This window comes from Catellatospora methionotrophica, assembly GCF_011297335.1.
In the GTDB taxonomy this organism is placed as follows: domain Bacteria; phylum Actinomycetota; class Actinomycetes; order Mycobacteriales; family Micromonosporaceae; genus Catellatospora; species Catellatospora methionotrophica.
This window is the reverse complement of record NZ_JAAOTJ010000012.1, coordinates 103,590-129,259: the sequence shown is the minus strand read 5'-3', so window position 1 is coordinate 129,259 and position 25,670 is coordinate 103,590. Positions and strand designations below refer to the sequence as shown.

The window sequence follows — 25,670 nt, the reverse complement described above, 5'->3', positions numbered from 1 at the left end:
AACTCAATGTCGGTATCTTGCGCGCAGGTATCGACAAGATTACCGTTCGCTCCATTCAGGCCGGACGGTGCCCGCCGCCACGGCCCACCCGGATCCGCCGGTCACCGGCGTCCCACCGAGGAGTAGGTCGTGCATCACTCCACCCGCATACGTCGCTTGCTGGCCGGGCTGCTCCCAGGAGTGATGCTCCTGGCCACCGTCCTGGCGCTGCCCCAGACCGCCGCCGCCGACGAGACCACGGTCTCCGTCGACAATTTGCGCACCGGATGGGACCAGAACGAACCCGGCCTGGCGCCCTCGGCGGTCTCGGCCGCCGACTTCGGCCAGCTCTTCTCGACCCAGCTCGACGGCCAGGTGTACGCCCAGCCGATCGTCGTTGGCGGCACCGTCATCGCCGTCACCGAGAACAACTGGGTCTACGGACTCAACGCGGTGACCGGCGCGGTCACCTGGTCGCGCAACGTCGGACCGTTCTGGCCCGCCTCGGCCATCGGCTGCGGCGACCTCGTGCCGAACATCGGCATCACCAGCACCCCGGTGTACGACCCGGCGACCAACGCCGTCTACTTCATGGCCAAGGTCAACGACGGCCCTGACACCGCGCACCCGCACTTCTACCTGCACTCGGTCAACCCGGCGACCGGCGTCGAGCGGTCCGGTTGGCCGGTCACCATCCAGGGCTCGCCGACCAACGACCCGGCCAACGTGTTCAACCCGCGCACCGCCGCCCAGCGGCCGGGCCTGCTGCTGCTCGACGGCGTGGTCTACGCGGGCTTCGCCAGCCACTGCGACTACGGCCCGTACGTCGGCTACGTCGCCGGGGTCAAGACCAGCACCCCGGCCATGTCCACGCTGTGGTCGACCGAGGCCGGCCGGTCCAACGGCATGGCGGGCATCTGGCAGTCCGGCGGCGGCCTCGTCTCCGACGGCCCCGGCCGGATCATCGTGGCCACCGGCAACGGCGTCTCCCCCGCGCCCGGCCCCGGCTTCAGCCCGCCCGGCACGCTCGCCGAGTCCGTCATCCGGTTGCAGGTCAACGGCGACGGCTCGCTGGCCGCCCGGGACTTCTTCAGCCCCTTCAACAACTCCCGGCTGGACCAGGACGACACCGACTTCGGCTCCGGCGGCCCGATGGCGCTGCCCGCCGGGTTCGGCACCACGGCACACCCGCGCCTGCTCGTGCAGACCGGCAAGGACGGCCGGGTCTACCTGCTCGACCGCGACAACCTCGGCGGCAACGCGCAGGGCCCCGGCGGCGGCGACGCCTCGGTGGGCGCGCCCGCCGGGCCGTACAACGGCGTCTGGGGCCACCCCGCGTTCTGGGGCGGCGACGGCGGCTACGTCTACAACGTCGAGAACCAGGGCTTCCTGCGCGCGATGAAGTACGGCGTCAACGGCAGTGGCCTGCCCGTGCTCAGCTCGGCGGGCACCAGCTCGTCGACGTTCGGCTACACCTCTGGCTCGCCGGTGGTCACCTCGACCGGGACCACCTCGGGCACCGCCATCGTCTGGGTCGTCTACAGCGACGGCTCCAACGGCGCCAACGGGCAGCTGCGGGCGTACGACGCGCTGCCCGTCAGCGGGCGGCTGAACCTGCGCTACTCCGCGCCGATCGGCACCGCCACGAAGTTCGCCACCCCCGCCACCGACAACGGCCGCGTCTACGTCGGCACCCGCGACGGCCGCATCTACGGCTTCGGCAGGCCCACCACCTCGGCGCTGAACAGCCCGCCCACCGACTTCGGCAACGTCGCCGTCGGCGGCACCGCCAACGCCACCGTCACGGTGACCGCCACCCGCGCGGTGACCATCTCGGCGGTCACCACCGCGGCCCCGTTCGGCACCACCCCGCCCGCCCTGCCCCGCACCCTGGCCACCGGCCAGACCCTGGCGGTGCCCGTCCGGTTCACCCCGACCGGCACCGGCGGCGCGACCGGCAGCCTCACCTTCACCACCGACAGCGGCGTCGTCTCGTTCGACCTGCACGGCACCGGCACGCAGACCGGCCTCGGCGCGACCCCGTCCGCGCTGTCCTTCGGCACCGTGCCGACCGGCGCGAACAAGACGATCAGTGTCAGCATCGCCAACACCGGCACCTCGGCGGTCACCATCACCGGGTCCACCCCGCCCGCCGCGCCGTTCACCGCCACCGGCTTCCCCGCCAACGGCTCCACGCTGGCCCCGGGCGCGTCGGTCTCGGTGTCGGTCAAGTACACCCCGACCGTCGCCGGCAACCAGAGCGGCTCCCTGAAGGTGACCAGCAACGCGGGCTCGGTGACCGTACCGATCTCCGGCACCGCCGTCACCGGCGCACCGCACCTGACCATCACCCCGAACCCGGTCGCGTTCGGCGCGGTGCCGATCGGCCAGACCGCCACCCACACCTTCGACATCGCCAACACCGGCAACATCGCGCTCACCCTGACCAAGGCCGCACCGCCGGTCGGCGCGTTCAACACCAGCACCCCCGTCTCCGAAGGCCAGCAGCTCTCCCCCGGCGACGTCATCCACCAGACCGTCACGTTCACCCCGACCATCGCGGGCGCGCAGTCGGCGATCTACTCGATCACCGGCGACGACGGCCAGGGCGCGATCGCCGTCCAGCTCACCGGCACCGGCGTCACCGGGACCGGCACCGTCAACGTCGCGGCGGGCAGGCCGACCTCGGCGTCCTCGGCGCAGGGCGGCTACCCGGCGGGCAACGTCACCGACACCGACCCCGGCTCGTACTGGGAGAGCGCCAACAACGCGTTCCCGCAGTGGGTCCAGGTCGACCTCGGCGCGTCGACCAGCGTCGGCAAGGTGACCCTGAAGCTCCCGCCACCGGCGGCCTGGGCGACCCGCGTACAGACCCTGTCGGTGCAGGGCAGCCTCGACGGGTCGAACTTCTCGACCGTCGTCGCGTCGGCGGGCTACACCTTCGACCCGGCCACCGGCAACACGGCAAGCATCGTGTTCCCGGCCGTCAACGCCCGCTACCTGCGGCTCACCATCACCGGGAACACCGGCTGGCCGGCGGGGCAGCTGTCGGCCTTCGAGGTGTACGCCACCGGCACGGGCACCGGATCGGCCACGTTCGCGACGAACCCGTCGTCGCTGACGTTCGAGCCGACCACCGTCAACGACAACAGCGAATGGCAGACGGTCACCCTGTCCAACACGGGCACCGCCACCGCCACCGTCTCGTCGATCACCGCGACCGGCGACTACACCCTGGTCACCACCTGCGGAACCACGCTGGCCCCCGGCGCGAACTGCACCATCACGGTGACGTTCCACCCCACCGCGGCGGGCGTACGCAACGGCACCCTGACCGTCGCGGGCAACGCGACCAACAGCCCCCGCACGGTCGCACTGACCGGCACCGGCACGGCGAACGGCACCGCGTCGGTGTCCGCCGCGCCCAGCTCGATCACCTTCGCGGCGACCACCGTCGGCGGCTCCAGCACCGGCCAGACCGTCACGGTGTCCAACAGCGGCAGCGCCGCCGCGACCGTCACCTCGATCACGGCGAACGGTGACTTCACGCAGACCAGCAACTGCGGCAGCACCCTCGCGGCCGGGGCGTCCTGCCTCGTCACCGCCGTGTTCCGGCCGACCGCCACCGGTACGCGCACCGGCACCCTGACCGTCGTCACCAGCGCGCCCAACAGCCCCGCCACGGTCACACTGACCGGCACCGGCAACCCAGCGGCCAGCGTCAACCTGGCCCTGAACAAGCCGACCAGTCAGTCGTCGAACACGCAGAACTACGGGTCGGGCAACGTCACCGACGGCAACCCGAGCAGCTACTGGGAGAGCGTCAACAGCGCGTTCCCGCAGTGGGTGCAGGTCGACCTGGGCTCCACCCAGACGGTCGGCCGGGTCGTGCTCAAGCTGCCGCCCGCCACCGCCTGGGCCACCCGCACCCAGGCCGTAGCCGTCACCGGCAGCACCGACGGCGCGAACTTCACCACCCTGAAGGCCACCGCGACCTACACCTTCGACCCGGCCACCGGCAACACGGTGACCATCACCTTCCCGGCGTCATCCGCGCGGCACCTGCGGCTGACCTTCACCGCCAACAGCGGCTGGCCCGCCGGTCAGCTGTCCGAATTCGAGGCGTACACCTCGTAGACGGCCCCGCCCCCGGGAGCCGGTGCTGCGCGCATGCGCGGGCCGGCTCCCGGAGCCGGGTCACCAGCGTGAGTTGAACCGCACCTCGCGGCGGGTCGCGTCGGGGGCGGCGAACGCGAGCAGGCGCTCGCCCTCCTCGGTGAGCTCCTGCACGTCGCGGGTCGGGATCTGGAACAGAGGACGCACGACCAGCGTCGCCACCCCCTTCTTCCTGGTGATCGACCAGATCGCCTGCACGAACCCGTCGACCAGCGCCGTGCCCGGCACGACCCCCGGCACGGCGAACACGTCCCGCCGGTCCCGGTCGTCCATGATCCGGAGGCTGTCGTCGTAGGCGTCCAGCGTCGCGTCGAACTCCGCCAGATAGCGCGCGGGCGCGGGGGTGTCCGGGTGCGGCAGCGGCGCGTCGGGCAGGTCGAACAGCTCCGCACCCTGCTCGTCGCGGTCGAATACGAGCCGGTCGCCGAGCCGGTCCACGACCTCGCCCAGCCCGCCGAGCCCCGACCAGGCCTGCATGTCGCGTATGGTCGCGGGCCCGAACGCGGCCAGATACCGCAGGACCAGATCGTCGACGGTCGCGCGCTGTCCGCCGCCGTCACCGAGCCAGTGCCCGGAAGTCGTGTACGCGGGCTGCCCGAGCGCACCCCACAGCCCGTGCGGCGGCACCTGCACCAGCGGCAGCCCGGCCCGCGCCGCCGCGCCGAGCGCGACCGGATCGGCGTCGGGCCAGCGCCCCGCCAGCGCCGCACCGAGCTCCTTTACCGTGTACGGCCGCTCCTCGACCAGTTCCCTGGCAGCGGCGGCGACCTGGCCGAGGCCGGCGCCGCGCAGCCGCTCGCGGGACGCGGCCGCGAGGTGCCGCTCCTGCACACCCTCCAGCAGCGGCCGGAAGGCCACAGCGTCCCGCGCGCTGACCAGCTGCGGCGTCGCCTGCATCAGCGCTGTCCGCACCGCGGCCCGCGAGGTGATCAGCTCCGACAGGTCCTCGATCCGGAACTCCCGCAGCCGCGTCCACAGCCCGACGTACGGCGGGTTCGGCGACTGAGCGGGCAGGCCGACGAGGTGCTCGATCGCCCCCAGCGGGGCCAGGGGCGAGCGCTCCAGCAGCAGCTGCCTCGCGAGCAGGGCACGGTTGAGATCGCGGCGGGTCAGCATGGGTGGATCATTTCACGCCACACGACCCTGACCGCCACGAGCGGGCCGGCGGCGGGCCGCGTCACCAAGTAATGCCGCAGGCCCCGCGTCATGGAAACGATGTGTGTCACGAACGCCGGTGGCCGCCGAAGGCCGACCGACGCCTAGGCTGCCAGGTCGGCCGATACCGACTCCGGTTCTGTCGCCGCCTGACGAAAGTGATCGAGTAACACGAGTGAGCCGTCGGCGGCGGCGAGATGCCAGAACGTCCAGCCGTTCCAGGACGGCTTGCCGAGCACCGCCGCCGCGGCGGGCGACACGGCCTCGAACTCCTCTCCCGTCTCCACTCGAATCTTCGCCTCGGACGTAACCTCAGCCTTGTATTCAGTACCCCCATAGGTGCCGGTCAGCTGCGAGCCGACGGGCACATGACCCGCTTCGACAAGCCTGCGCAGCGAACGGCTGAACCTTGCCCGCGCGCTCTGGGGTGCTGAGGTCGGCACGACCAGTCCGTACTGGGCCGGATCCCAGACGAGCTCGCACAAGCTGCGGTACAACGCTTGGCGATGCTCGATGGCCTCGGCGTCGAACGCATCGGGGAAGGCCTGGAACGGCAGCTGGTGCCGGTCGATGAGGCGCAGGAAATTCGGATTGTTCGCGTAGCAGTCGGGGTGCAGAGACCGCGCGAGCAGGTGGTGCCCCATGTAGAGAGGTAGCTTCGCCGCGTATGGCTTGTCCCCGAAGCTCGCGTTGAAGTCCTTGGGGAGCAGCAACAACGCGCCGAAGCGGTTACGCAGATCGGAGAACCGGCGGCGTGGGACATCCGGCTGGTAGGCGTGTTTGTCGGCCCAGATGTGCTCGATCTCGAAGGGTTGCTGGCCTTTGGCTGAGCGGGTGTAGTCCGCGAAGGTATACCCCGTCTGGCACTCCGCATCGATCCATGCAGCCATGCGCGACAGCAGGTATTTGACGTATGTCCGGTTACGCGACCGCAACGCGAAGGTGCTCACGGCGTCGAAGGAGTCGGTGATGGCGGCGACCTCCTCACCGAGCCGAAGCGACAGCGCGTCGGCGTCCATGCCACGGATCTCCCGGGCCAACGCGAACAGGCGGTGCTCTAGGCTGCGGTAGCGGAAGTCATGCGCATTGACCATGCTGCGGGCCACGAAGACATCGAGGTATCCGGCGACCAGGCGCGCCTTGCGACGGAAGGTCGCATCATCGTCGCCCACGGACAGCGTTGCGAGAATCAACGGCATCTGGAGTGTCACCGAGTTGAACGCGTTGTAGAACACCGGCTCCAGGCCGGTTCTCAGTTCCTGCGTGGCCGATAGCAACTCGCAATACCTGCCGGCCATGTAGTCCATGTCGCGCAGAACGAAATCCCGAGCGCCGGCGGGCCGGTCGAGGTCCATTCGCGCAGAGGCATTGCGCACCCATTTGTCGAAGGCCGAACCGATGCTGGTGTCATCTTCCGAACCTGACGAGTACTTCGCCCGCAACCATGCCTTGAGGAATGCCGAGTTTGCCCCGGTGTCGATGTCGGCCAGGTCGGTCAGTCTGCGCCGCCACACCTTGTTGACATCGTCGCGATCAGCGACCGCCACCTTGCCCAGCAGGAAACTCTTGAGCATGTCGAGGCTGGTCAGGCGCAGTCCGCGGTCGTTCATCGTCTCAAAGATCTCTAATGCGAGACTGCTGTCCTTCGCGGAGATGTCGACGATGGCGACCCTGTCCAGCAACCAGTAGATGAAGAAGGGCAACTCTTCGTCGCGGAGGTCCTCCGGAAACAGTCGCTCGATGTCGGCAAACCGATTCCAGAGATTGCGCACCGAGGACGACTGCTCCGATGCTTCGTCGAAGTCCAGTCCGTTCAGCAGCGGCAGGAGGCTACGGGCCCGTTCGGACCTGTCGTCGTCGATCGCGAACTTCTTCTTTCCGAATTGATCGGAGTAGATGAGGGAATCAAGTCCACTGACCGCGTCGTCTCTACCCTCCTGCGTCCGCCGCAGCCAGATCAGGAGCAGCATCACGGTCGTCAAGCGCTGCTGTCCGTCGATGAGATAGGGGATACCCCCACGGCTCGACGTGATCACAGGGCCGAGAAAATACGGCGCATAGGAGGCGACATCCGGAAGTTCGTGCTTAGGGGACCACTCTCTACTGAATCGACTGGTCAGGTCGTTGACCAAATCCTCGACCTGCTTCTCGGTCCAGGCATACTCGCGCTGGTAGGAGTCGAGTCCGTATCCCTGACCGCTGAATGTCGTCCGGATGGTCATGGTGGTACTGACGATTTGGTCGCGCATGATACCCACGCCCTTCACAGACTCCGATGGCCGAGAGTCACTGACGGTACCTACACGCTTACGTGCGGCCTATCATCGTTCCGGCCACTAATCCTGTCTAGACAGATGCCGACTCTCGGCCGAGCAAGGGCAATCGTCGAGCAACTCCACGCCTGCTGGCCGCCTTGTTCCCGTCGAGTCAGGTGGCTCTTAGCATGGCAGCGTGCGCTCTGCAGGACTGGTTCGTGTGCCCGGTGCCGTGGTGGACGTCGCGGTCCCGGCAAGATCGCACCGCGCGTCGGGGGTCGGCCTGGCCGGGTTCCGCAGCCGCGCGGAGGGACCCGTCGACCTCAAGATGATCCCGTACCCGGCCTTCACAGTATTGCGTCGATCCAGCAGCGGTCGCGGTCATGGGTGAGAGCGCCGGTGGCACGATCGCCGCGCTCGTCGCCCTGCGCGCCCGGCGGGAGGGTCCGCCGCTGCGTATCCCAGGTGCTCAACAGTCCGTGCACCGACTGGACGGAGACGATGGCCGACTACCCGTCGTTCACGGCGAACGCCGACAATCCCACACTGTCGCCGTCGCGCATGCGCGCGTGCCGCACGCTCAGCGTGCCGTCGACACTCGACCCGCGCACCGTGTCGCCGGTGAAGTTCGACGACCTCACCGGCCTGCCACCTGCACTGGTCGTGACCGCCGCGCTGGACCCGCTGGACGACCACGGCCGCCGGTATGCGCAACGGCTCCGCGAGCACGGCACTGACACCCGCCTTAGCTGCTATCCGAAGGCCGTCCACAGCTTCCTCAGCACGCCCCGGCTGGTGCCGGCGGCCCAGCCCGCGCGCCGCGAGATCCTCGCCTTCCTGCACCGTCACCTGCACCCGGCAGCGACCGCTCAGCCGTGAATCGAAGCCCGACGCCGTCGGGGCGACCGCGGCCGTGATGGCACCGTCCACGGTGGTGCCATCACGGCCGCGAGGACGTCAGCCGATCCCGGTCGCCGTGGCCAGTGCCGTAGCCGACTCCGGATACCGGGCCAGCAGCTCATGCACCGGATCAGGGCCGAGGTCCGCCACGGCCGGTGCCCACTCGCCGGCACAGCCGAGGAGGTCGGCGAGCGCATCGGTCGGCACCGGGTGCGCGGCCAGCAGTGCCGCGAGCGGGCCGGACCGGACGAGCGGCGCACCGGCAGCCGGTTCCACCGCAGCTGCCGACCACGGCGGGGTCCACGCGTCCAGAGTCGCCAGGTCTCCCGGAAACACCCGGCCGGCTTCGCGGACCAGCAGGCCGACGTGGTCGCCGCCCTCCTTGCGCAGGGTCGTGATCAGCGTCGGCAGCCAGGGCAGCAGCACCGCGTCCGGCAGCCGCCCGAACGCCTGCGAGATCGCCTCGACGACGAACCCGGCCAGCGCCGGAACGGGCTCCAGGGCCTGCACGAAACCGCTCAGGTACTGCGGATACGCGGGCAGCACCAGCGGGTTGTCCAGCAGCGACGTGCAGCGTTCGCGCAGTTCGCCCCGGGACAGCATGCCGAGCTGGTGCTGTGCCGCCCACAGCAGCGCGGTCTTGCCGGGCGTGGTCGGATGCGACTGTGCCATGGCCAGCTCCAGCTGAGCCCGGTCGCACCCCAGCGACAGCGCGAGGCTCTCCATGCTGAACAGGAAGCCCAGCATCGCGGCGACCTGCCTGGTGCCGGTCTCCTCCTCGACGAACGCGTTCGGCAGCAGGGTGCAGTAGTGCGCGTAACCGGCTTTGACGAACGCCTCCAGCCAGGCGGGCAGGACCGGTTCGGTGGCCCGGTAGTGGGCCAGCAGGCGGCGGGCCCGGCGCAGCACGTCCGGGGCGTCGTCGACGGTGCGTTCGGCGGCCAGCAGGTCGACCGCGCGGGCGCCGAGTTCGTCGGCGAAGCGGCGGCTGCGCAGGTACAGCGTGGCGTCCTCGACCGCGCCGAGGGCGATCGCGGCGGTGGCCTGCGGACCCCAGACCGCGCGGCGCAGGCGCTGTTCGAGGACCTGCTCGACGGTGATGCCCTCGTAGCCGAGTTCGATCAGTTCCCGGCTGTGGGTGCCCAGGGCCAGGTCCCAGGACTCCTGGATGGCCCGGTGGCCTAGCCGCCGCTCGCCCATGATCGGGCGGGCGGCACCCTTGGGCAGCAGGTGCCGCAGGATCCACAGCAGGTCGGAGCACCTGCCCAGGACGGGGTCCCCGGCGATGTCGAGCAGGGCCCGCTGCACGCCGCGCTGCTCCAGTTTGAGGCCGAGCGGCGCGAGCCGGTCGTGCACGTCGCGGGCCAGCGGCGGCAGCGACTCGTAGCCGACCTGGCCGATCCGGTCCCCGCCGAGCATGATCTCGCAGAGCCGCCGTACGTCGCGGCGGCCGGGCACGGACTCCTTCTCGATGCAGGTGACGGCCGCGTCCTGGAAGTCGTACGGCGTGGGGCGGGCCCGGCCGCGCATCCCGGCGAGCAGGATCGACGTCTCGAACACGGCGATGGCGTCGGCGGTGCTGGCCAGGTAGCCGTTGCGGCGGGCCAGCCGCACGATCTCCACCGACCAGCCGAGCAGCTCGTCCTCGTCGAGCGTGTCGAGCACCGGCGGCCGGGCGAGGAACCCGGACAGCCGGTCGGCGACCTGCTGCGACTGCGGCGTCACCACCGCCGCCGGTTTGGGCTTCTTCTTCGCCGACGCGCGGCCCTGCTGGCCCTCCAGCCGGTACGGGACCACGCCGGTGCGGGTCAGCGACTTCGCGAACACCGCCGCGGCGATGGACACCGACCCGGAGGCCAGCCCGAACTGCGCCTCGATCGAGGAGTGGCTGGACGGGATCAGGCCGTAGTGCCACTTCGTGGCGGTCCGGGGGCTGATCTCGTACGTGTCCGCACCGTGCAGGCCGAACTCGTCGACGTGGCTGGCGGCGTGGAACGCGCCGCACACGTACAGCGTGTCGGCCGCGCTGACGCCGGACGTGGCCAGGTGCCGGCGCATCCGGGTCCACATGTAGCGCTCGCGTTCCTCGTCGGAGGTGACCCGGTCGCGGGCGCCGGGCGCCAGCCGCCGGAACAGGCTGCCGATCAGGACCATGACCTGCCGGTACGTGTCATAGTCGGCGTCACCCAGGGGCTGCTCGACGTACTGGTCCCACCATTCCGACCAGTGCCGCACCTTGCCGTGGTGCAGCAGGTGCTCCTCCAGTTCGGCGAAACGCGGCCGCAGGTCGCCGATCTCCACACCTACGGCGTCGCCGTGCAGGTCGGCGTCCTCGACCGGCTCGACACCGGGTTCGGCGGGCGCGGCGGCCCTGTCCTTGCGCGGCTGCCACTGGAACACGTGGTCGGTGGACCGGTCCACGAGCACCAGCTCGACCCCGGGCGTGTCCAGGGCGTACGCGATGGCCTGGTATTCGGCCGACGCCTCGGTGATCGGCGCGACCACCGACAGGGGTGCCCAGTCCTGCGGGAAGCCGTCGAGTTCGGACGCGAACGCCTGCACCGCCACCGGCGGCCGGCAGTTGCGCAGCTCGGTGAGCAGCGGCGTCATGTCCTCGCACAGCTCCAGGTAGATGACCTTGGGCTGCTTGTCGCGCAGCCTGCGGGCCATCGCCATCGCGGACGCGGGCGAGTGGTGGCACACCGGGAAGATCTCCAGCGGCTCGGCCAGCGCCCGGTCGACGTCGTCCACGATGCCGGACAGGATCCCGGCGAGCGCGTCCGGCCCGTCGGCGAGCGCCGCCGCCGCGTCGAGCAGCTGCGAGCGCAGCGCCCCGAAGGTCGGTGTGCTCATGACAGGGTCTTGATCGCTTCGCGGCCGCCTTCGAGGAACTCGGTCCACGAACCGCCCTCGGCCTTGCTGCGCGGCTCGACGACCCCGTGCCAGTACTTGTTGAGGATGGCCAGGTCCTCGGGGGTGCGCCGGGCCAGTGAGCCGACCAGCGAACCGGCCAGGGTCTGCGCGCGCAGGGCGCGGTCGCCGAAGAAGTTGCTGTGCAGGATCGCGTCTTCGAGCACGCCGATCTGCTCGGCGGTCGACAGCGCCGACTCCAGCTTCTCGTCGTCGCTGCCCGCCGACGCGGCGGCGGCGCGCAGGTCGGCGAAGCTCTGCAGCAGGATGTCGAGCAGCGTCGGCGGCACGTCCAGCTCGATCTGGTGGCGGCGTAGCAGCTCGACGGTGCGGAAACGTACGATCTCGGCTTCGCTCTTCTTGTTGGTCACCACGGGGATGCGCACGAAGTTGAACCGGCGCTTGAGCGCCGAGGACAGGTCGTTGACGCCCCGGTCGCGGCTGTTCGCGGTCGCGATGATGGAGAAACCGGGCTTGGCGAACACGATGTTGTCGTCGTCGAGCTCGGGAATGGACACGTACTTCTCGGACAGGATCGAGATCAGCGCGTCCTGTACGTCGCTGGTGGAACGGGTCAGCTCCTCGAAGCGGCCGATGACGCCCTGCTCCATCGCCGTCATGATCGGCGACGGGATCATCGAGGCCCGGGACTGGCCGTTGGCGATGACCGCCGACACGTTCCAGGAGTACTTGATGTGGTCCTCGGTGGTGCCCGCGGTGCCCTGCACGACCAGCGTCGAGTTGCGGCTGATCGCGGCGGACAGCAGCTCGGCCAGCCAGCTCTTGCCGGTGCCCGGGTCGCCGATGAGCAGCAGCCCTCGGTCGGAGGCAAGGGTCACGATGGCGCGTTCGACGAAACTGCGGTCGCCGAACCACTTCTGGGCGACCTCCCGGTCGAGGCCGTCGGCGCGCTCGCTGCCCAGGATGAACAGCCGGACCATCTTCGGGCTCAGCCGCCACGAGAACGGCCTGGGACCGTCGTCGATCGACTCCAGCCAGTCCAGCTCCTCGGCGTACTTGGTCTCGGCGGGGGCGCGCAGCATCTCGGTCATGGTGCAGTTCTCCTAGGCGAGGAAGTTCTTGAGTTCGAACACGAGCTTGCGGATGTGGCCGGACACGACCGGCGTGCCGAGGTCCTTGAAGCGCTGGCGGAACCACGGGTTGACGATGTTCTGGCCGGAGCTGGTCACCGAGCCGACGGGGATGAACCGCACGCCGGAGCGCCGCACCGCCACGATGCTGTCGTACAGCGGCTGGGAGGCGCCGAACTCGTAGAAGTCCGAGATCCAGACCATCGCGGTGTTGGCCGGTTCGGCGATCTTCGGGCGGGCCATCGCCATCGCGACCGGTCCGTCGTTGCCGCCGCCGAGATTGGTGCGCAGCAGCACCTCGAACGGGTCGTGCACCCACGGCGTCAGATCGACGGCCCTGGTGTCGTACGCGATCAGGTGCACGTCGACTCTCGGCAGCCCCGCGAAGATCGAGGCGAGGATGGTGCAGTTCACCATCGAGTCGACCATCGAACCGGACTGGTCCACCACCACGATCAGCCGCGACGGCGTGGTCTTGCTGGCGGTGTGCCGGTAGAACAGCCGGTCGACGTAGAGCTTCTGGTCGTCCGGGCTCCAGTTGGTCAGGTTCTTCCAGATGGTCCGGTCCAGGTCCAGATTCCGGAACACCCGCTTGGGCGGCACGCTCCGGTCGACCTTGCCGGTGGCGGTGCGTTCCACCTGCGTACGCAGCACCGCCGCGACCTCGTCGACGAACCGCCGGATCAGCGACTTCGCGTTGGCCAGCGCCACGCCGGACAGGTTCGACTTGTCGCGCAGCAGCTGCTCGATCAGCGACATGCTCGGGGTGAGCTGCGCGGCGAGTTTCGGGTCGGCCAGCACCTCGCGCAGCTGCATCCGGCTCACCAGGTCACCTTCCAGCTCACCGAGCGTGCCGCCCATGCCCTGCCCGGCTCCCCCGCCCTGGCGGCGCAGGCTGCCCGGCTCCTCACCGAGCGCCCGCTCCAGCCAGCCCGCGTCGGACTGCCAGCGCGCGAGCTGCGTCGCCGACACCGAGCCCGCCCCGGTGTCGAACACGTTGAGCAGCAGTTTCGCCGCGAGCGCGGCCCGGCGTACCTCGGCGGCGGTGTCCCGGCCGTCACCCGCGCTCCCGTCGGCGACTTCGCCGCCGGTCGCCGCATCGGCGGCGGGGTCGAGATTCTGGGCGGTCATCAGGCCGTCGAACTCGGCGGCCAGGTCGGGGTGGCGCTGGACGATGTTGTCGATCGACACCGACGGGTCGAGCAGCGCGGCGGGCAGGCCGAGGTCCTCGACGACGGCCAGGCTGGCCGCTTCCAGGGTGCCCTGCTCCTCGCGGCTGAACAGCCGCGCGATGAGCCGCCAGTAGATGACCTGGCGGCGGTGGAAGTCCGCGTCGGCGGTCATCGGCGCAGCAACCTTCCGGCACGTTCCCGCAGCACCTTGACCGCGTCGGCGGCGGCGGCCTCGGCCTTGGCCCCGGCGGCGTCGGCCGCCCCGCCCGCCCACGCGCCCGCGTGCACGGCGACCGTCTTGCGCTTGACCTGCGCCTCGACGGCGAGCGGCTGGATCGTCCAGCCCCCGTCCCAGCGCAGCAGCCCTACACAGGCTGTCGACGCGGCGACCAGCGCGGGCGTCAGCGGCCCGGCGCCGTGCATCCGCTCGACGTCGACCTCGACGGTCAGCCCCGGCAGGGTGATCGTGACGCCGTCGTCGTGCGCGGTCGCGGTGTACCCCTCGATGAGAACCGGCTCGGCCAGGCGCACCGGGTGCCGCTCCAGCGGTGGGACCGGCGCGGCGGACGCGGTCGCGAGCTGCACCCGTGCCGTGGCGAACGGCTCGGCGGGCGCTCCTGGTTTGGCGTGCGCGTCCGACCAGATCAGATCGCCGCCCGAGGTGATCGGCATGTCGGTCAGGTCCATGGCGCGCTGCTCGGTGACGGCCGCCAGCAGTGCGCTGTGCCCGCGCAGCAGCTGCCATACGCCGGACCCGACGAGGGTGTCCACCTTCGGCGCGGACACGCTCGCCCGGACCAGCCTCGGCCCGTCCGCCGTCTCCAGCACCGCGTGCACCTGTGCCTGTACGGCTGTCGGGTGCTCGTGCAGGTCGACGCCCAGCGGTAGCAGCCGCCCCGACACCGTGCCCGGCTCGACGGCGGCCAGCGCGCCGGGCTGGGCCAGCAGCACCGCCCGCGCCCACAGGTCGGCCCAGCGGCGCACCGGCACCCGGGGCATCGTCGCGCCCGGCGCGCACGCCCGCAGTTCACCGGCGAACCCGTCGAGCAGCGCGCCCAGCCTGCGCAGCCGTGGTTCGGCCAGGAGCGCCTGCACTGCCTGGTCGGCGTGGGACACCAGGTCGTGGTCGATGCCGCGCCAGCCCGCGATGGCCAGTTCGGACAGCCAGGACCGCGCGGCGGCCAGCAGGTTGTCCGCGCCCGCCGGGGTGCCCGGCCCGGCCGCGGGCCACGGCTCGCGGCTGCGCCCGGCCGCCTCGTCCAGGCGTGCCAGCAGGGCGTCGTGGGACGCGCCGAGCAGCGCCGAGCGGGCCGCGACCAGTGCCGCCAGGTGCTCATCGGAGATCGAACCGGCGACGGTCTTGTCGACCGCCTCGGCGACCCGCCCGGCCAGCGGAGTGCCCGACAGCGCGGCCGCGAGCGCGTGCAGCGCCGCGATCTGCTCCGTGCCCGGCCGCAGCAGTCCCGCCACCAGCACGCCGTCGAATCCGGCCACCACCTCGTACGCCTCGGTCACCCCGTCGACCGGGGACGCCAGCAGGTCGAACCTCATCAGCGCACCGCCCCGCCCGCCGGGAACCAGTGCAGTTCGGGCAGTGGTTCGGTGGTCGGGGAAAGCTCCAGGTAGGCCAGGTGGCGCAGGAAGCGGCTGAACACCGGCGCACCCGCCGACGGCTCGTGCCACGCGTTGACGGCCGCGAGCACCGCCGCGCCGGTCGTGGCGTCGTCGGCGACGTCGGCGCGCAGGTAGCGGGCCACCCGCGCGACGCCGTACTGCAGCACGGCCTCGTCGGCCAGGGCACGCAGGTGGTTGCAGCCGCCGGTGCGGATGCCGCCGCAGGGGCGGTTGTTGTTGGTGCTGCAGTGGAACGAGTGGTTCGCGGCGGTCAGCGAGGACACGTACACCCGCTCGATGTCCGAGCCGCTGGACACCACTCCCTGCAGCCGCCCGTCGGCCAGCTCCACGAACGGCACCTTGGCGAGTTTGCGCGGCCGCGCGGGCGCGACCACGCGCGCGGCGCTGCGCTCCTCCCACGGTTTCTGGGCAGCGTTCACCCTGCCTGCACCTCCTTGAACGGCGGTTCCACCGGCCAAGGTCGGCTGCGGCGGCGCGGTGAAGTTACCGTCGCCGCCCGACAATTCCGCGCTCGGGGTTACCAGCCGACGCGCGCCGCCACGGGCAGGTGGTCGCTGCCGGTGGCGGGCAAGGTCCACGCGCTGCGTGGCTGCACGCCGCTGACCAGGATGTGGTCGATCCGCACTGCCGGGAACCCGGCCGGCCAACTGAAACCGAAGCCGTTCCCGGCTACGTCCTGGGCCGAGTCCATGCGCGAGGTGAGGCCGTCGAAAGCGCGGTCGTCCGTGCTGCCGTTCAGGTCGCCGAGCAGCACCACCTTCGCGTTGCGCTCGGCGGCGAGGGCCTGCCCGAGTGCCTGTACGCCCCGGTCCCGGTCCCGCGTGCCGAAGCCGACCCGGGGAAACACCCGCACCGAACCCAGGTGTGCCACATAGACCGCGAGCGGACCGTGCTTCGTGGCGACGGTGGCGCGCAGTGCCCGGTTGTCGGGCAGCTTCTCGTCGGCGGACTTGGCGTCGCCCAGCGGCCCGACGTCCTGGCCGGTGTCGACCGGCTGGACGTCGCTCAGCGGCAGCCTGCTCCACAGCCCGACCGTGCCCTGCACCGTGTGGAACGGGTAAGCCTGCGCGAGCCCCTGCTCGTACGTGCCCCGGGCCTGCTCGCCCAGTTCCACCAGGGCCAGCACGTCCGCCCCGGACGCGGCCAGGGCGCGGGCGGTGCCTACCGGGTCGGCATTCTCCGCGCCGACGTTGTGCTCGGCCAGCACCAGGTCCCCGCCCGGCTGGGACCGGTCACCGAGCGTCCCGCCGAACAGGCCCACCCACACGACGACCGGCACCAGCAGCGCGACGACAGCGGAAGCGGAGCGCCGCCACAGCGCCCCGGCCAGCAGCACCGGGATGAACAGGCCGAACCATGGCAGCAGCGTCTCCACCAGGCTGCCGAGGTTCCCGATCCGGTTCGGGACCAGGCCGTGCAGCAGCATGAGCAGACCCAGCAGCACCGCCAGCCCCGCTAGCACCAGGCCTCGCCGCCAGGCGTCTGGCCGACCGGCGGCGCGCCGCAACCGGTCGAGCCTTCTGCCCGAGCCGATCTCCTTCGGCTCGGCCGCCACCATGTCCACCTGCGTCATCGGCTGTCCCTGTTCACTTGCCCGGTCACTGCCGCCCACTTCATCACGCTGCGTGTTACCGGGCTGTGAGCAGCCCCGACAAGGGGGCTCGACGCACGGCTGCGCGACGACACCCGTTAACCGAACCTTGGACGCACGCACCGTAGTGATCGATGTCACGCTCTGTCACAGTCTTCGAGGTTGCCCTGTCTTAGCTGTTTGAGCAGGGCAAACCTTACGAACGGAGAAGCACATGTCCGACCAGAAGCCGACCGTCGTCCTGGTGCACGGCGCCTTCGCCGAATCCGCGAGCTGGTCCGGTGTCGTCGAGCGGTTGCGGGGCCGGTCCATCGACGTCGTGGCCGCCGCGAACCCGCTGCGCGGCGTATCGGGCGACGCCGCCTACGTACGCGACGTGGTGGCGGCGATCAGCGGGCCGGTGGTGCTCGTCGGCCACTCGTACGGCGGCGTGGTCATCACCGAGGCCGCCTCGGGCAGTGACAAGGTCCGGGGGCTGGTCTACGTCTGCGGGTTCGCGCCCGAGCACGGCGAGTCGGCGATCGCCCTGTCGGGCATGTTCCCCGGCAGCACGCTCGGCCAGGCGCTGACCGGCTACCCGGTCTCGACCGGCGGCAACGAGCTGGCGATCCGGCCGGACGCGTTCCACCAGCAGTTCGCCGCCGACGTGCCGGCCGCGCGGGCCGCCGTGATGTGCGCGACGCAGCGCCCGGTCACGGAGCAGGCGCTGGCCACGGGACTGCCGACCGCCGCACCGGCGTGGAAATCCCTTCCGTCGTGGTTCGTCATCGGCGACGACGACCGGTGCATCCCGGCGCAGCTGCAGCGGTTCATGGCGACGCGGGCGGGCGCGAAGGGCGTCAGCGCGGTGCCCGGTGCGTCGCACGCGATCGCCGTGTCGCAGCCCGACGTCGTGACGGCGGCGATCGTCGAGGCCGTGGAAGCGGTCTGACCTGATCCGGGGTGGGGCCGTGGCTGTCTCCTCGGGCCCCACCCCCTACCCGAAAAGGAGGGCAGTGCGGTGAGAACCAGTCGGGTGGAGGCGTTCAGTGACGGCGTGCTCGCCATCATCATCACGATCATGGTGCTGGAGCTGCGGGTGCCGGCGGGCCACGAGCTGTCCGACCTGCTGGGCATGACCGGTACGGGACTGCTGACGTACCTGCTCAGCTTCGTCTACATCGGCATCTACTGGAACAGCCACCATCACATGTTCCACCTGGTGCACCGGATCGGCGGCGGGGTGCTGTGGGCGAACCTGGCGCTGCTGTTCTGCCTGTCGCTGTTCCCGTTCACGACGGCGTGGGTGGACGAGTCGGGGTTCGCGCAGACCCCGGTCGTGCTGTACGGCGTCAACCTGTTCGGCGCGGCGCTGGCGTACGTCGTGCTGCAGAACGTGATCATCAAGGGCCAGGGTGCGGATTCGCCGCTGCGCCGGGCCGTGGGGAGCGACCGCAAGGGCAAGGGCTCGCTGGTGCTGGACGTCGCGGGCATCCTCAGCGCCGTGCTCATCGGCGGGCGGGTCGGGGTGTGGATCGCGCTGGCCTGCTACGTCGCCGTCGTGATCATGTGGGTCGTCCCCGACCCGCGCATCGACCGGATCGTGCGCGAGCACGCCGATCAGGCCGACAGCACCTCCGCCGCGGCCCGCTCGCCGGAGGAGATCGCCCCGTCGATGTAGCCGCACCACCGCTCGGCGGTCTCGGTCCCGGCCCAGTGGACGCGGCCGACCGGCTCGCGCAGGGCCGCGCCGACCTGGGTCCACGCGCCGGGCGGCAGGTGCGCGCCGTAGCAGCCGCGGGTCCACTCCTCGGCGTTCCAGTCGCGCTCCAGGAACGCGACCGGATCCAGGGCGCGCGGGCCGACGAAGCGGGTCAGCGAGCGCAGCACCTCGTCGCGCCGCTGCTCGGGCGGCAGCTCGCCGAGGCGCAGGGACTCGGGGCCGTCGAGGAAGGCCAGCAGGATGCCGGGTGCGCCGTCGCCGGGCGGGGTGGCGTCGAAGGCGACCTTCACCGGGCCCCGGTCGCTGGCGGCCTCGGCGGACAGGCCGTCGGCGCGCCAGAACGGCTCGGCGTACACCGCGTGGCACTTGATGATCCCGCCGTGTGGCGCACGCTGGGTGAGCTGGTCGCGGCGCGCGGGCATGGCCGGGGTGTACGCGATCCGCCCGGCCAGCGTCGGCGGCACCGCCACGACGAGCCGCGCGGCGGTCAGCTCGCCGGTGTCGGTGCGCACCCGCACCCCGTCGGCGTCGTGGGACACGGCCCGGACCGGCGTGTTCAGCCGGACCCGGTCGCCGAGGTGCGCGGCGAGCCGGACGGCGAGGGTGCCCATGCCTTCGGTGACCCGGTCCTGCTGCGCACCGCCCGTCGTGGTGATCAGGTTCTCCAGGCTGGTGCCGCTGGCGGCATAGAACAGCGCGTGCAGCAGCGACAGGTTCGACGGCAGCGTGGCGAAGACGGCCTCGCAGGCGGTGCGGAAGAAGTCGCGGCCGCGCTCGGTCCAGCAGACGCGGCGCAGCCAGGTCTCGAAGGTCTGCCCGTCGAGCTGCTCGGCGCGCGGGGTGCGCCACGGCGCGGCCAGGTCGACGGTGCGGGCGAGCCGGTCGAAGCGCAGCTGAGTCTGCCCGACGTCGGCCAGCGTCAGCGGGTCGAGCTTCGGGATGCGCCCGGTGTACCGGCGGGCCTTGCCCCGGAACACCACCACCGCCGCGCCCCCGCCGGACTGCTGGGCGTACGTGGTCAGCCCGAACCGGGCCAGCTCCTTGTACAGCAGGTCCTGGCCGGGTCCGGCCCACTGCCCGCCCTGGTCGACGACCTGGCCGGGGAAGCCGGGCACGTCGGCGGTGAGGGTGCGCCCGCCGACCCGGTCACGGGCCTCCAGCACCAGCACGCGGCGGCCCGACGCGGCCAGCCGGTCGGCGGTGACGAGCCCGGCGACACCGGCTCCGACCACGATCACGTCTGCGTCCATGGTGGGGGATGGTATGCGAAGCATTCTCGCTATAGGGTCCTCCGCGTGACCGAGTCAGTGATCATCCCTGCGGGCCTGGGCAGGCGGCTCGCCGGCTTCGCGCTGGAACTTCTGCTGTGCGCCGCGACCCTGGTGGTGGGCTGGCTCGTCTGGTCGGTGCTGGAGTGGCGGCACGGGCGCACCCCCGCCAAGCGGCTGCTCGGCCTGCGCGTCGTCGACGCGGTCACCGCCGAACCCGCCGACCTGCGGACCATGGCGCTGCGCCAGGGGGTGTACGCCATCGGTGTGGTCGGCCTGTTCGGCGCGGCGACCCTCGGCCTCGGCCTGGTCATCGCGGCCCTGTTCGCCCTCTCCCCCACCCGCCAGGCGATGTGGGACCGCCTGGCCTTCACCTCCGTCGTCCGGGCCGACGCGTGAGCAGCGGCGACGCCGCGGCTCGGCGGCGCATCTCCGCGCCTCTGGGCCGGGGCGGACGGTTCGCCCGGCTGCTGGCGCTGCTGGTCGTGGTGCCGTGGACGCTGGTCGCGCTGAGCAGCCACGGTCCGGCGCTGGTGTCTGCGCTGTCCGGGACCGCCACGGGCACGGGCCGCCCGAGTGCCGCCGAGTGCGCCTCCTACCGCTCGCCGGGACGGGTGCCGGTCACCGGGCACCAGGCGCCGGGGGCGAAGCTGCGCGTGTTCGCGGTCGGCTACCACCTGAACCTCGACCACGCGGCGTCGTACGCGACCTGGCGCACCGCGATGCGCTGCCTGATGGAGGACACCGTCGTGCCGCACCTGTCGCCGGGTGTGCCGACGCTGGTGGTGTTCCCCGAGGACATCGGTCTGCCCACGATCGGTGTCGGGGCCCGGGGCGCGGGTGTGCGCGCGCAGGCGGGCAGTCCCGCGCGGGCCGCCTCCGACGCCGTGCCGCTGGGCATGGCCGGGGCGCTGGCGCAGCTCAACATCGCCTACGCGCCGCAGATCGCGGCATACCAGCTGCGGTTCGGCGGGCTCGACCCGCGCAAGCAGGCGATGCTCGCCGCGACCGACACCTTCGCCCGCGCCTTCAGCCGGACCTTCTCCGAGATCGCCCGCGACTACGGCGTGTACGTCGTCGCGGGCAACAACCAGGCCCGCTACCGGGTCAGCCGCGACCCGGCCGAGGTGGCGCTGTTCGCCGACCCGGCACTGAAGAGCACCGGCGTCGCGTACGTGGCGACCTCGGCCCGGGTCACCAACAGCACGTTCCTGTGGGGGCCGCGCGACGTCGACGCCGCCGCGCCGCAGTTCGAGACCAACCTGCTGTTCCGCAACGAGAAGGTGCCGCTGACCGCGCTGGAGCTGGACCTGCTCGGCCTGGACGAGGGCCCGGCCACCGGGCCTGCCGCGCTGGCCAACGCGAGCGGCGTGGACGTCGCCGGGTTCACCGTCGGCTTCGCCACCTCGCTGCCCGCGTTCGCCTACGGCTACCCGTTCGGGCAGCGCCCGGCGGGCTTCGACCCGTGCGCGGACCTGCGGGTGTCCTATGCGGCCTGCCAGGACCACCTGGGCGTGGACCTGATGGTCCAGGCTGACGCCAATCCGGGCCGCTGGGCGACGGCGGCGCAGAGCGGCGGCTGGCAGCCGCTGGAGTGGATGGGCTCGACCTGGCGCGCGGTCGCCGACCCGACCGTGGGCTTCCGCTACAACGTGACGCCGATGATGACCGGCAACCTGTTCGACCTGGTCTTCGACGGGCAGAGCGCGATCACCGGACGCGGCGCGCAGGCCGTGCCGCGCCGGTATGTCGGCACCGCCGCGGCCGAAGCAACCGACCCGGCCGCGTACGGCGTCTACGCCGGCGCCAAACCCGAGTTCCTGGCCCTGTCACCGTGGGCGGCCCCCGACGGCGACCGGGCCGGGCTCGCCGCGGCGGCGGGCACGCTGGCGCCCGGTTCGGGGTCGGCGCGGGAGGACGGATACGCCGAATCCGTGATCTACGCCGATCTGACCTGACCGGGGCCTGCACGCCCGCCGCTCATCCACTACGTTGGCCGCCATGGGATTGCTGGGAAGGCTGTTCGGATCGCCCCGGGACCGGTTCGCGGCCGAGGCGCTCAGGATCACCCGGCAGGTTCCGGGCGTCCACCGGGTGCGCTACGACGCGGCCAAGTTCGCCGTCGCTGCCTGGCGGGAGGGCACCACCGCCCCGGTCTGGATCTACCTGTCGAACGTCTTCGCCGAGTGCGAAGGCTCCGCGGCGCCCGCCCGGCGCGCCCGGATCACGCAGCTCGTACGGATCATCCTGACCCCGCACGACGACGAGACCTGGGAGCAGGTGCGCCCCCGGCTGCGGCCGGTGCTGCGCGCGGCGACCTTCGGGCAGGGCGGCCCGATGGGCATGGTGCCGCCGCTGTCCCGGGCCGCGCTGCCGCACCTGCGGGAACTGGTCGTCGTCGACCGCCCCGAGTCCATGGCGTACGTGACCCCGCCGCGCCTGGACGAGTGGAAGGTCAGCGCCGACGAGGTCTTCACCGCCGCCCGCGAGAACCTCCAGCGCATCGCCGAGCGCTCGCTGAGCCGGAACTGGCCCGACGCGGGCGCGCTGATCCGCATGGTCGACACCGGCGACGGCTACTTCACGTCGCTGCTGCTGGCCCCGGGCTGGCTCGCCGGGATCGGCGACGCGATGGACGCCCAGGTGGTCGCGTTCGTGCCCGACGTGAACACGGTGCTGCTGTGCCCGGTCGGCGAGGGCGGCATGCCCGGCCTGTTCTCGCTCATCGAGAACGAGTTCAACGAGGCCGCCCGGGCCGTTTCGCCGGTCGGCTACGTCGCCGACGAGCGCGGCCGGGTCACCGCGTACGCCCCGCCGCCCGGCCATCCCGACCACGTGCCCGCCCGCCGGGCCGCGGTCGTGCTCGCCCACAACGAGTACGGCGCGCAGACCCGGTGGCTGTCCACCCAGTACGCCGAGCACGGCATCGACGTGTTCGTGGCGTCGCTGATCGCCGCGGCCCGCCCCGACGAGCCCGCGATCACCGTCACCACCTGGACCGACGGCATCACCTCGCTGCTACCCGAGGCCGACTTCATCTCGTTCGTCCGCGACGGCGAGGCCTGGGGCCGGGTGCCCTGGCGCGACGTCGCCAAGCTCGTGGACCTGGAACCCGAGCCGCTGCTCGCCCCCACCCGCTACCGCGTCACCGACTGGCCCCCGGCCGAGACCATGTCCCAGCTGCGCGCCCACGCCGTCGACTGACCACCGCCCCACCCGCCGAAGATCGCCGTTTCGGGTCAAAACCTCAGGTCTGACCTCGGGTTCTGACCGGAAACAGCGATCTTTGAAGCGGTCCGCGGCGAGCGGGACCGACGGCGGATCAGGTGAAGATGCTGACGCCTCCGGGGCCCACCAGCAGGCCGATGACGATCAGCACGATCCCCCAGAGGATCTCCCTGCGCAGCAGGGCGAAGATTCCCGCGACCACCAGCACGACCGCGAGGATCCACAGCAGCGTGGCCATCTTTTTCCCCCTCGTGTGACCTGCCCGGACGAGCCTGTACGACATTCGGGGTACCCCGGGGTGAAACATGTCAAACCGAGGGGCCTCAGGCGACTTCGACGGGGTCCAGGCGCAGGCGCTCGATGAGGTTCGCGCGGTGCATGTTGGCGACCTGCGCGACCAGGTCGGGGTGGCGCAGCAGGGCCGCGGCGCGGCTGTCCTCGGCGTCGGGGCAGGTGAGGCGGCTGAAGTCCCGCTGACCGGACTCCGCGTGCTCACAGTCCGCGGTCGCGGCAACGGCGTCGGCGGCCAGGCGCGGGTCGGACAGCAGGCAGGCGGCCCAGCTCGCGACGACCTCGTCGACCCAGCCGCGCCAGATCCGGTCGCTCGCCTCGTCCTCGACGTGGTCGTCGCGGCGCATGACCCGGTCCAGGCCGCCGGACCCGCCCGGCCCGACCATGGCCAGCAGCCCGGCGTCCAGCGACGTCGGGTAGCGCAGCCAGGCGGCGACGGTGGCGGCCTGTCTCGCCTGCGCGAGCAGCCGGGCCGACTGGGCCGGGCCGCCGTCGGACGGGTAAGCCCGGGTCAGCCAGTGGGTGGTGGCGGCGATCACGGGGGCAAGGCCTGCGGTCACGACTACCTCATTCGGGGTGGCACGAGGCCGCACCGATGCGGCCCGCCCCGCCGGGGCCAGCGAGGATCCGCAATGTTAGCCACCCTGCGGCCCGCAACAAGATCACGATCTTGGTGGCGTACGCTCACCGGCCCGCCCGGATGTGACATGTCCGATACGCCGGGGTACAACTCGGGGGTGAGCCGTGACCCCGCCGCCGACCTGCTGGCCATCGCCGTCGAGCTGGAACGCGCCGGGGAGGCGGCCTACCGCGTCCGGGCCTTCCGCCGGGCCGCCCAGACCGCCGCCGCCACCGATCCCGCCGACCTGGCCGATCGGGCCGCCCGGGGCACCCTGGCTGAACTGCCCGGCCTGGGCGAGGTGACCGCCCGCTGCGTCGCCGAGTCGCTGGCCGGGCAGGAGCCCGTCTACCTGCGCCGCCTGCTGGCCACCGCCGGGACCCCGCTCGACGAGGCCGTCGAGGCGCTGCACCGCGCGCTGCGCGGCGACTGCCACAGCCACTCCGACTGGTCCGACGGCTCCGAGCCGATCAGCGCGATGGCCGACGCCGCCCGCGCCCTGGGCCGGGAGTACCTGGTGCTCACCGACCACTCGCCGCGCCTCACCGTCGCCCGCGGTCTGACCGCCGAACGCCTCGAACAGCAGCTCGCCGAGGTCGCGCGCCTCAATGCGGGCTACGGCGACGGCTTCCGCCTGCTGTCGGGCATCGAGGTCGACATCCTCGACGACGGATCCCTGGACCAGACCGATGAGCTGCTCGGCCGCCTCGACGTCGTGGTCGCCAGCGTGCACAGCAAGCTGCGCGCCCCGACGGAGGTGATGACGCCGCGGATGCTCGCGGCCGTCGCCGACCCGCACACCGACATCCTGGGCCACTGCACCGGCCGGGTGCTGCGGCGCGAGGGCGGCGGCAGCGCCACCGAGACCCGGCCGGAGAGCACGTTCGACGCCGAGGCGGTGTTCGCCGCGTGCGCGGACCGCGGCGTCGCCGTCGAGATCAACTCACGGCCGGACCGGCTCGACCCGCCCAAACGGCTGCTGCGGCTGGCCGTCGAGGCGGGCTGCCTGTTCGCCATCGACTCCGACGCGCACTACAGCGTCCAGCTGGACTGGCTGCGGTTCGGCTGCGAGCGCGCCGCGCGCTGCGGCGTGCCGGTGGACCGGGTGGTCAACACCTGGCCGCTGGACCGGCTGCTCGCTTGGACGCACCGCGAGCGCTCCTGAGTCAGCGGGTGCCCTCGCGGTGCTCCAGCCCCACCGCGTCGCGCAGCTCCACCATGTCCTGCACCAGCTGCTCCTTGTCCTCGCTCTGCGCCTCCATCAGGTCGGCCAGCCCGTCGGCGATCGCGTTCAGCTTGTGCTGCACCGCCTCGTTGGCCCGCGTCTGGCTGTTCTGAAGCAGCGCCACCATCAGGAACGTGACGATGGTCGTCGCCGTGTTGATGATCAGCTGCCAGGTGTCGACCTTGCCGATGAAGATGATCGACGGGGCCCAGACCAGGATCAGCAGCACGCACAGCGCGAAGAACCACGCCTTCGACGCGAACTCGCTGGCCGCCTCCGCGAAGTGGTCGAACAGCGACATGTCCTTCCCGGACACCGATGACGGCATGTCCCCCTTGCGCCCGGTCATGGCCGGTCCTCCCCTCGTCGTGACACATCCGGGTATTGCCCACCCGCCGCGCTTTCCATACCTGGGCCGCCGCCGCAATGCCGGAGAAAGCCGAAAAATCCGGTTCATGGCCCGTCGGCGCACG

Annotated in this window: 20 protein-coding genes; 8 read left to right on the top strand and 12 right to left on the bottom strand. The window is 71.6% G+C overall.

Annotated features, from left to right (window positions below):
• Window positions 1-129 precede the first annotated feature (129 nt).
• Window positions 130-4,116 carry a choice-of-anchor D domain-containing protein gene (locus HAV40_RS24735; RefSeq protein ID WP_166385192.1) on the top strand — a complete coding sequence of 1,329 codons (3,987 nt, stop codon included), beginning with the start codon at window positions 130-132 and terminating at the stop codon, window positions 4,114-4,116.
• Between the two features lie 60 nt (window positions 4,117-4,176).
• Here HAV40_RS24735 and HAV40_RS24730 read toward each other — a convergent pair whose 3' ends face one another.
• The gene (locus HAV40_RS24730; RefSeq protein ID WP_166385190.1) at window positions 4,177-5,271 is read right to left on the bottom strand and encodes a winged helix DNA-binding domain-containing protein; all 1,095 of its coding nucleotides are present in this window, start codon (window positions 5,269-5,271) and stop codon (window positions 4,177-4,179) included.
• Between the two features lie 143 nt (window positions 5,272-5,414).
• Window positions 5,415-7,559, bottom strand: coding sequence for a GmrSD restriction endonuclease domain-containing protein (locus HAV40_RS24725; RefSeq protein ID WP_166385188.1), 2,145 nt, complete (start codon window positions 7,557-7,559; stop codon window positions 5,415-5,417).
• 471 nt (window positions 7,560-8,030) lie between these two features.
• Here HAV40_RS24725 and HAV40_RS24720 point away from each other — a divergent pair, with 471 nt between their 5' ends.
• A complete protein-coding gene (locus tag HAV40_RS24720) occupies window positions 8,031-8,444 on the top strand; it encodes an alpha/beta hydrolase fold domain-containing protein (RefSeq protein WP_240935364.1) in 414 nt (137 codons plus the stop codon).
• A gap of 78 nt (window positions 8,445-8,522) precedes the next feature.
• Here HAV40_RS24720 and HAV40_RS24715 read toward each other — a convergent pair whose 3' ends face one another.
• From HAV40_RS24715 to HAV40_RS24690, 6 genes are all read right to left on the bottom strand, one after another.
• The gene (locus HAV40_RS24715) at window positions 8,523-11,318 is read right to left on the bottom strand and encodes a DUF5682 family protein (protein ID WP_166385186.1); all 2,796 of its coding nucleotides are present in this window, start codon (window positions 11,316-11,318) and stop codon (window positions 8,523-8,525) included.
• On the bottom strand, window positions 11,315-12,427 hold the full coding sequence (locus HAV40_RS24710) for an ATP-binding protein (protein ID WP_166385184.1): 1,113 nt from the start codon (window positions 12,425-12,427) through the stop codon (window positions 11,315-11,317). The genes HAV40_RS24715 and HAV40_RS24710 overlap by 4 nt, the downstream gene beginning before the upstream one ends.
• A 12-nt stretch (window positions 12,428-12,439) precedes the next feature.
• Window positions 12,440-13,810, bottom strand: coding sequence for a VWA domain-containing protein (locus HAV40_RS24705; protein ID WP_166385182.1), 1,371 nt, complete (start codon window positions 13,808-13,810; stop codon window positions 12,440-12,442).
• On the bottom strand, window positions 13,807-15,189 hold the full coding sequence (locus HAV40_RS24700; protein WP_203670955.1) for a hypothetical protein: 1,383 nt from the start codon (window positions 15,187-15,189) through the stop codon (window positions 13,807-13,809). The genes HAV40_RS24705 and HAV40_RS24700 overlap by 4 nt, the downstream gene beginning before the upstream one ends.
• Window positions 15,189-15,692 carry a hypothetical protein gene (locus tag HAV40_RS24695; RefSeq protein WP_166385180.1) on the bottom strand — a complete coding sequence of 168 codons (504 nt, stop codon included), beginning with the start codon at window positions 15,690-15,692 and terminating at the stop codon, window positions 15,189-15,191. The genes HAV40_RS24700 and HAV40_RS24695 overlap by 1 nt, the downstream gene beginning before the upstream one ends.
• A 98-nt stretch (window positions 15,693-15,790) precedes the next feature.
• Entirely contained in the window at window positions 15,791-16,831 is a 1,041-nt protein-coding gene (locus HAV40_RS24690) for an endonuclease/exonuclease/phosphatase family protein (RefSeq protein WP_166385325.1), read from the bottom strand.
• 247 nt (window positions 16,832-17,078) lie between these two features.
• Between HAV40_RS24690 and HAV40_RS24685 the strand changes: the two genes are divergently transcribed.
• Together HAV40_RS24685 and HAV40_RS24680 are read left to right on the top strand one after the other, a co-directional pair.
• Window positions 17,079-17,795 carry an alpha/beta fold hydrolase gene (locus tag HAV40_RS24685; RefSeq protein WP_166385178.1) on the top strand — a complete coding sequence of 239 codons (717 nt, stop codon included), beginning with the start codon at window positions 17,079-17,081 and terminating at the stop codon, window positions 17,793-17,795.
• 69 nt (window positions 17,796-17,864) lie between these two features.
• Window positions 17,865-18,524 carry a TMEM175 family protein gene (locus tag HAV40_RS24680; RefSeq protein WP_166385176.1) on the top strand — a complete coding sequence of 220 codons (660 nt, stop codon included), beginning with the start codon at window positions 17,865-17,867 and terminating at the stop codon, window positions 18,522-18,524.
• Here HAV40_RS24680 and HAV40_RS24675 read toward each other — a convergent pair.
• Window positions 18,464-19,816, bottom strand: coding sequence for a flavin monoamine oxidase family protein (locus tag HAV40_RS24675; RefSeq protein WP_166385173.1), 1,353 nt, complete (start codon window positions 19,814-19,816; stop codon window positions 18,464-18,466). The genes HAV40_RS24680 and HAV40_RS24675 overlap by 61 nt on opposite strands.
• A 45-nt stretch (window positions 19,817-19,861) precedes the next feature.
• Between HAV40_RS24675 and HAV40_RS24670 the strand changes: the two genes are divergently transcribed.
• The 3 genes from HAV40_RS24670 to HAV40_RS24660 are packed head-to-tail and all read left to right on the top strand — an operon-like array spanning window position 19,862 to window position 23,038.
• A complete protein-coding gene (locus tag HAV40_RS24670) occupies window positions 19,862-20,233 on the top strand; it encodes an RDD family protein (RefSeq protein ID WP_166385171.1) in 372 nt (123 codons plus the stop codon).
• Window positions 20,230-21,792: a hypothetical protein gene (locus tag HAV40_RS24665; RefSeq protein ID WP_166385169.1), complete on the top strand. Its 1,563-nt coding sequence runs from the start codon at window positions 20,230-20,232 to the stop codon at window positions 21,790-21,792. The genes HAV40_RS24670 and HAV40_RS24665 overlap by 4 nt, the downstream gene beginning before the upstream one ends.
• A gap of 43 nt (window positions 21,793-21,835) precedes the next feature.
• Entirely contained in the window at window positions 21,836-23,038 is a 1,203-nt protein-coding gene (locus HAV40_RS24660; RefSeq protein ID WP_166385167.1) for a hypothetical protein, read from the top strand.
• 118 nt (window positions 23,039-23,156) lie between these two features.
• On the opposite strand, the gene HAV40_RS24655 is transcribed toward HAV40_RS24660, so the two are convergent.
• Together HAV40_RS24655 and HAV40_RS24650 are read right to left on the bottom strand one after the other, a co-directional pair.
• Window positions 23,157-23,300: a GPGG-motif small membrane protein gene (locus HAV40_RS24655; protein WP_166385165.1), complete on the bottom strand. Its 144-nt coding sequence runs from the start codon at window positions 23,298-23,300 to the stop codon at window positions 23,157-23,159.
• 85 nt (window positions 23,301-23,385) lie between these two features.
• Window positions 23,386-23,913 (bottom strand): hypothetical protein, encoded by a 528-nt coding sequence (locus HAV40_RS24650; protein WP_166385163.1) that lies wholly within the window; start codon window positions 23,911-23,913, stop codon window positions 23,386-23,388.
• Between the two features lie 147 nt (window positions 23,914-24,060).
• On the opposite strand from HAV40_RS24650, the gene HAV40_RS24645 reads away from it, so the two are divergent.
• The gene (locus HAV40_RS24645) at window positions 24,061-25,137 is read left to right on the top strand and encodes a PHP domain-containing protein (protein WP_166385161.1); all 1,077 of its coding nucleotides are present in this window, start codon (window positions 24,061-24,063) and stop codon (window positions 25,135-25,137) included.
• A gap of 1 nt (window position 25,138) precedes the next feature.
• On the opposite strand, the gene HAV40_RS24640 is transcribed toward HAV40_RS24645, so the two are convergent.
• Window positions 25,139-25,546, bottom strand: coding sequence for a low affinity iron permease family protein (locus tag HAV40_RS24640; RefSeq protein WP_239085725.1), 408 nt, complete (start codon window positions 25,544-25,546; stop codon window positions 25,139-25,141).
• Between the last annotated feature and the right edge of the window lie 124 nt (window positions 25,547-25,670).

Excerpts from the sequence above, each read along its gene's own strand:
- HAV40_RS24730 (WP_166385190.1), bottom strand. The coding sequence starts at position 5,271 with ATGCTGACCCGCCGCGATCTCAACCGTGCCCTGCTCGCGAGGCAGCTG.
- HAV40_RS24660 (WP_166385167.1), top strand. The coding sequence starts at position 21,836 with ATGGGATTGCTGGGAAGGCTGTTCGGATCGCCCCGGGACCGGTTCGCG.
- HAV40_RS24675 (WP_166385173.1), bottom strand. The coding sequence starts at position 19,816 with ATGGACGCAGACGTGATCGTGGTCGGAGCCGGTGTCGCCGGGCTCGTC.
- HAV40_RS24700 (WP_203670955.1), bottom strand. The coding sequence starts at position 15,189 with ATGAGGTTCGACCTGCTGGCGTCCCCGGTCGACGGGGTGACCGAGGCG.
- HAV40_RS24640 (WP_239085725.1), bottom strand. The coding sequence starts at position 25,546 with ATGACCGGGCGCAAGGGGGACATGCCGTCATCGGTGTCCGGGAAGGAC.
- HAV40_RS24725 (WP_166385188.1), bottom strand. The coding sequence starts at position 7,559 with ATGCGCGACCAAATCGTCAGTACCACCATGACCATCCGGACGACATTC.
- HAV40_RS24685 (WP_166385178.1), top strand. The coding sequence starts at position 17,079 with ATGTCCGACCAGAAGCCGACCGTCGTCCTGGTGCACGGCGCCTTCGCC.
- HAV40_RS24710 (WP_166385184.1), bottom strand. The coding sequence starts at position 12,427 with ATGACCGAGATGCTGCGCGCCCCCGCCGAGACCAAGTACGCCGAGGAG.
- HAV40_RS24645 (WP_166385161.1), top strand. The coding sequence starts at position 24,061 with ATGTCCGATACGCCGGGGTACAACTCGGGGGTGAGCCGTGACCCCGCC.
- HAV40_RS24655 (WP_166385165.1), bottom strand. The coding sequence starts at position 23,300 with ATGGCCACGCTGCTGTGGATCCTCGCGGTCGTGCTGGTGGTCGCGGGA.
- HAV40_RS24690 (WP_166385325.1), bottom strand. The coding sequence starts at position 16,831 with ATGGTGGCGGCCGAGCCGAAGGAGATCGGCTCGGGCAGAAGGCTCGAC.
- HAV40_RS24715 (WP_166385186.1), bottom strand. The coding sequence starts at position 11,318 with ATGAGCACACCGACCTTCGGGGCGCTGCGCTCGCAGCTGCTCGACGCG.
- HAV40_RS24705 (WP_166385182.1), bottom strand. The coding sequence starts at position 13,810 with ATGACCGCCGACGCGGACTTCCACCGCCGCCAGGTCATCTACTGGCGG.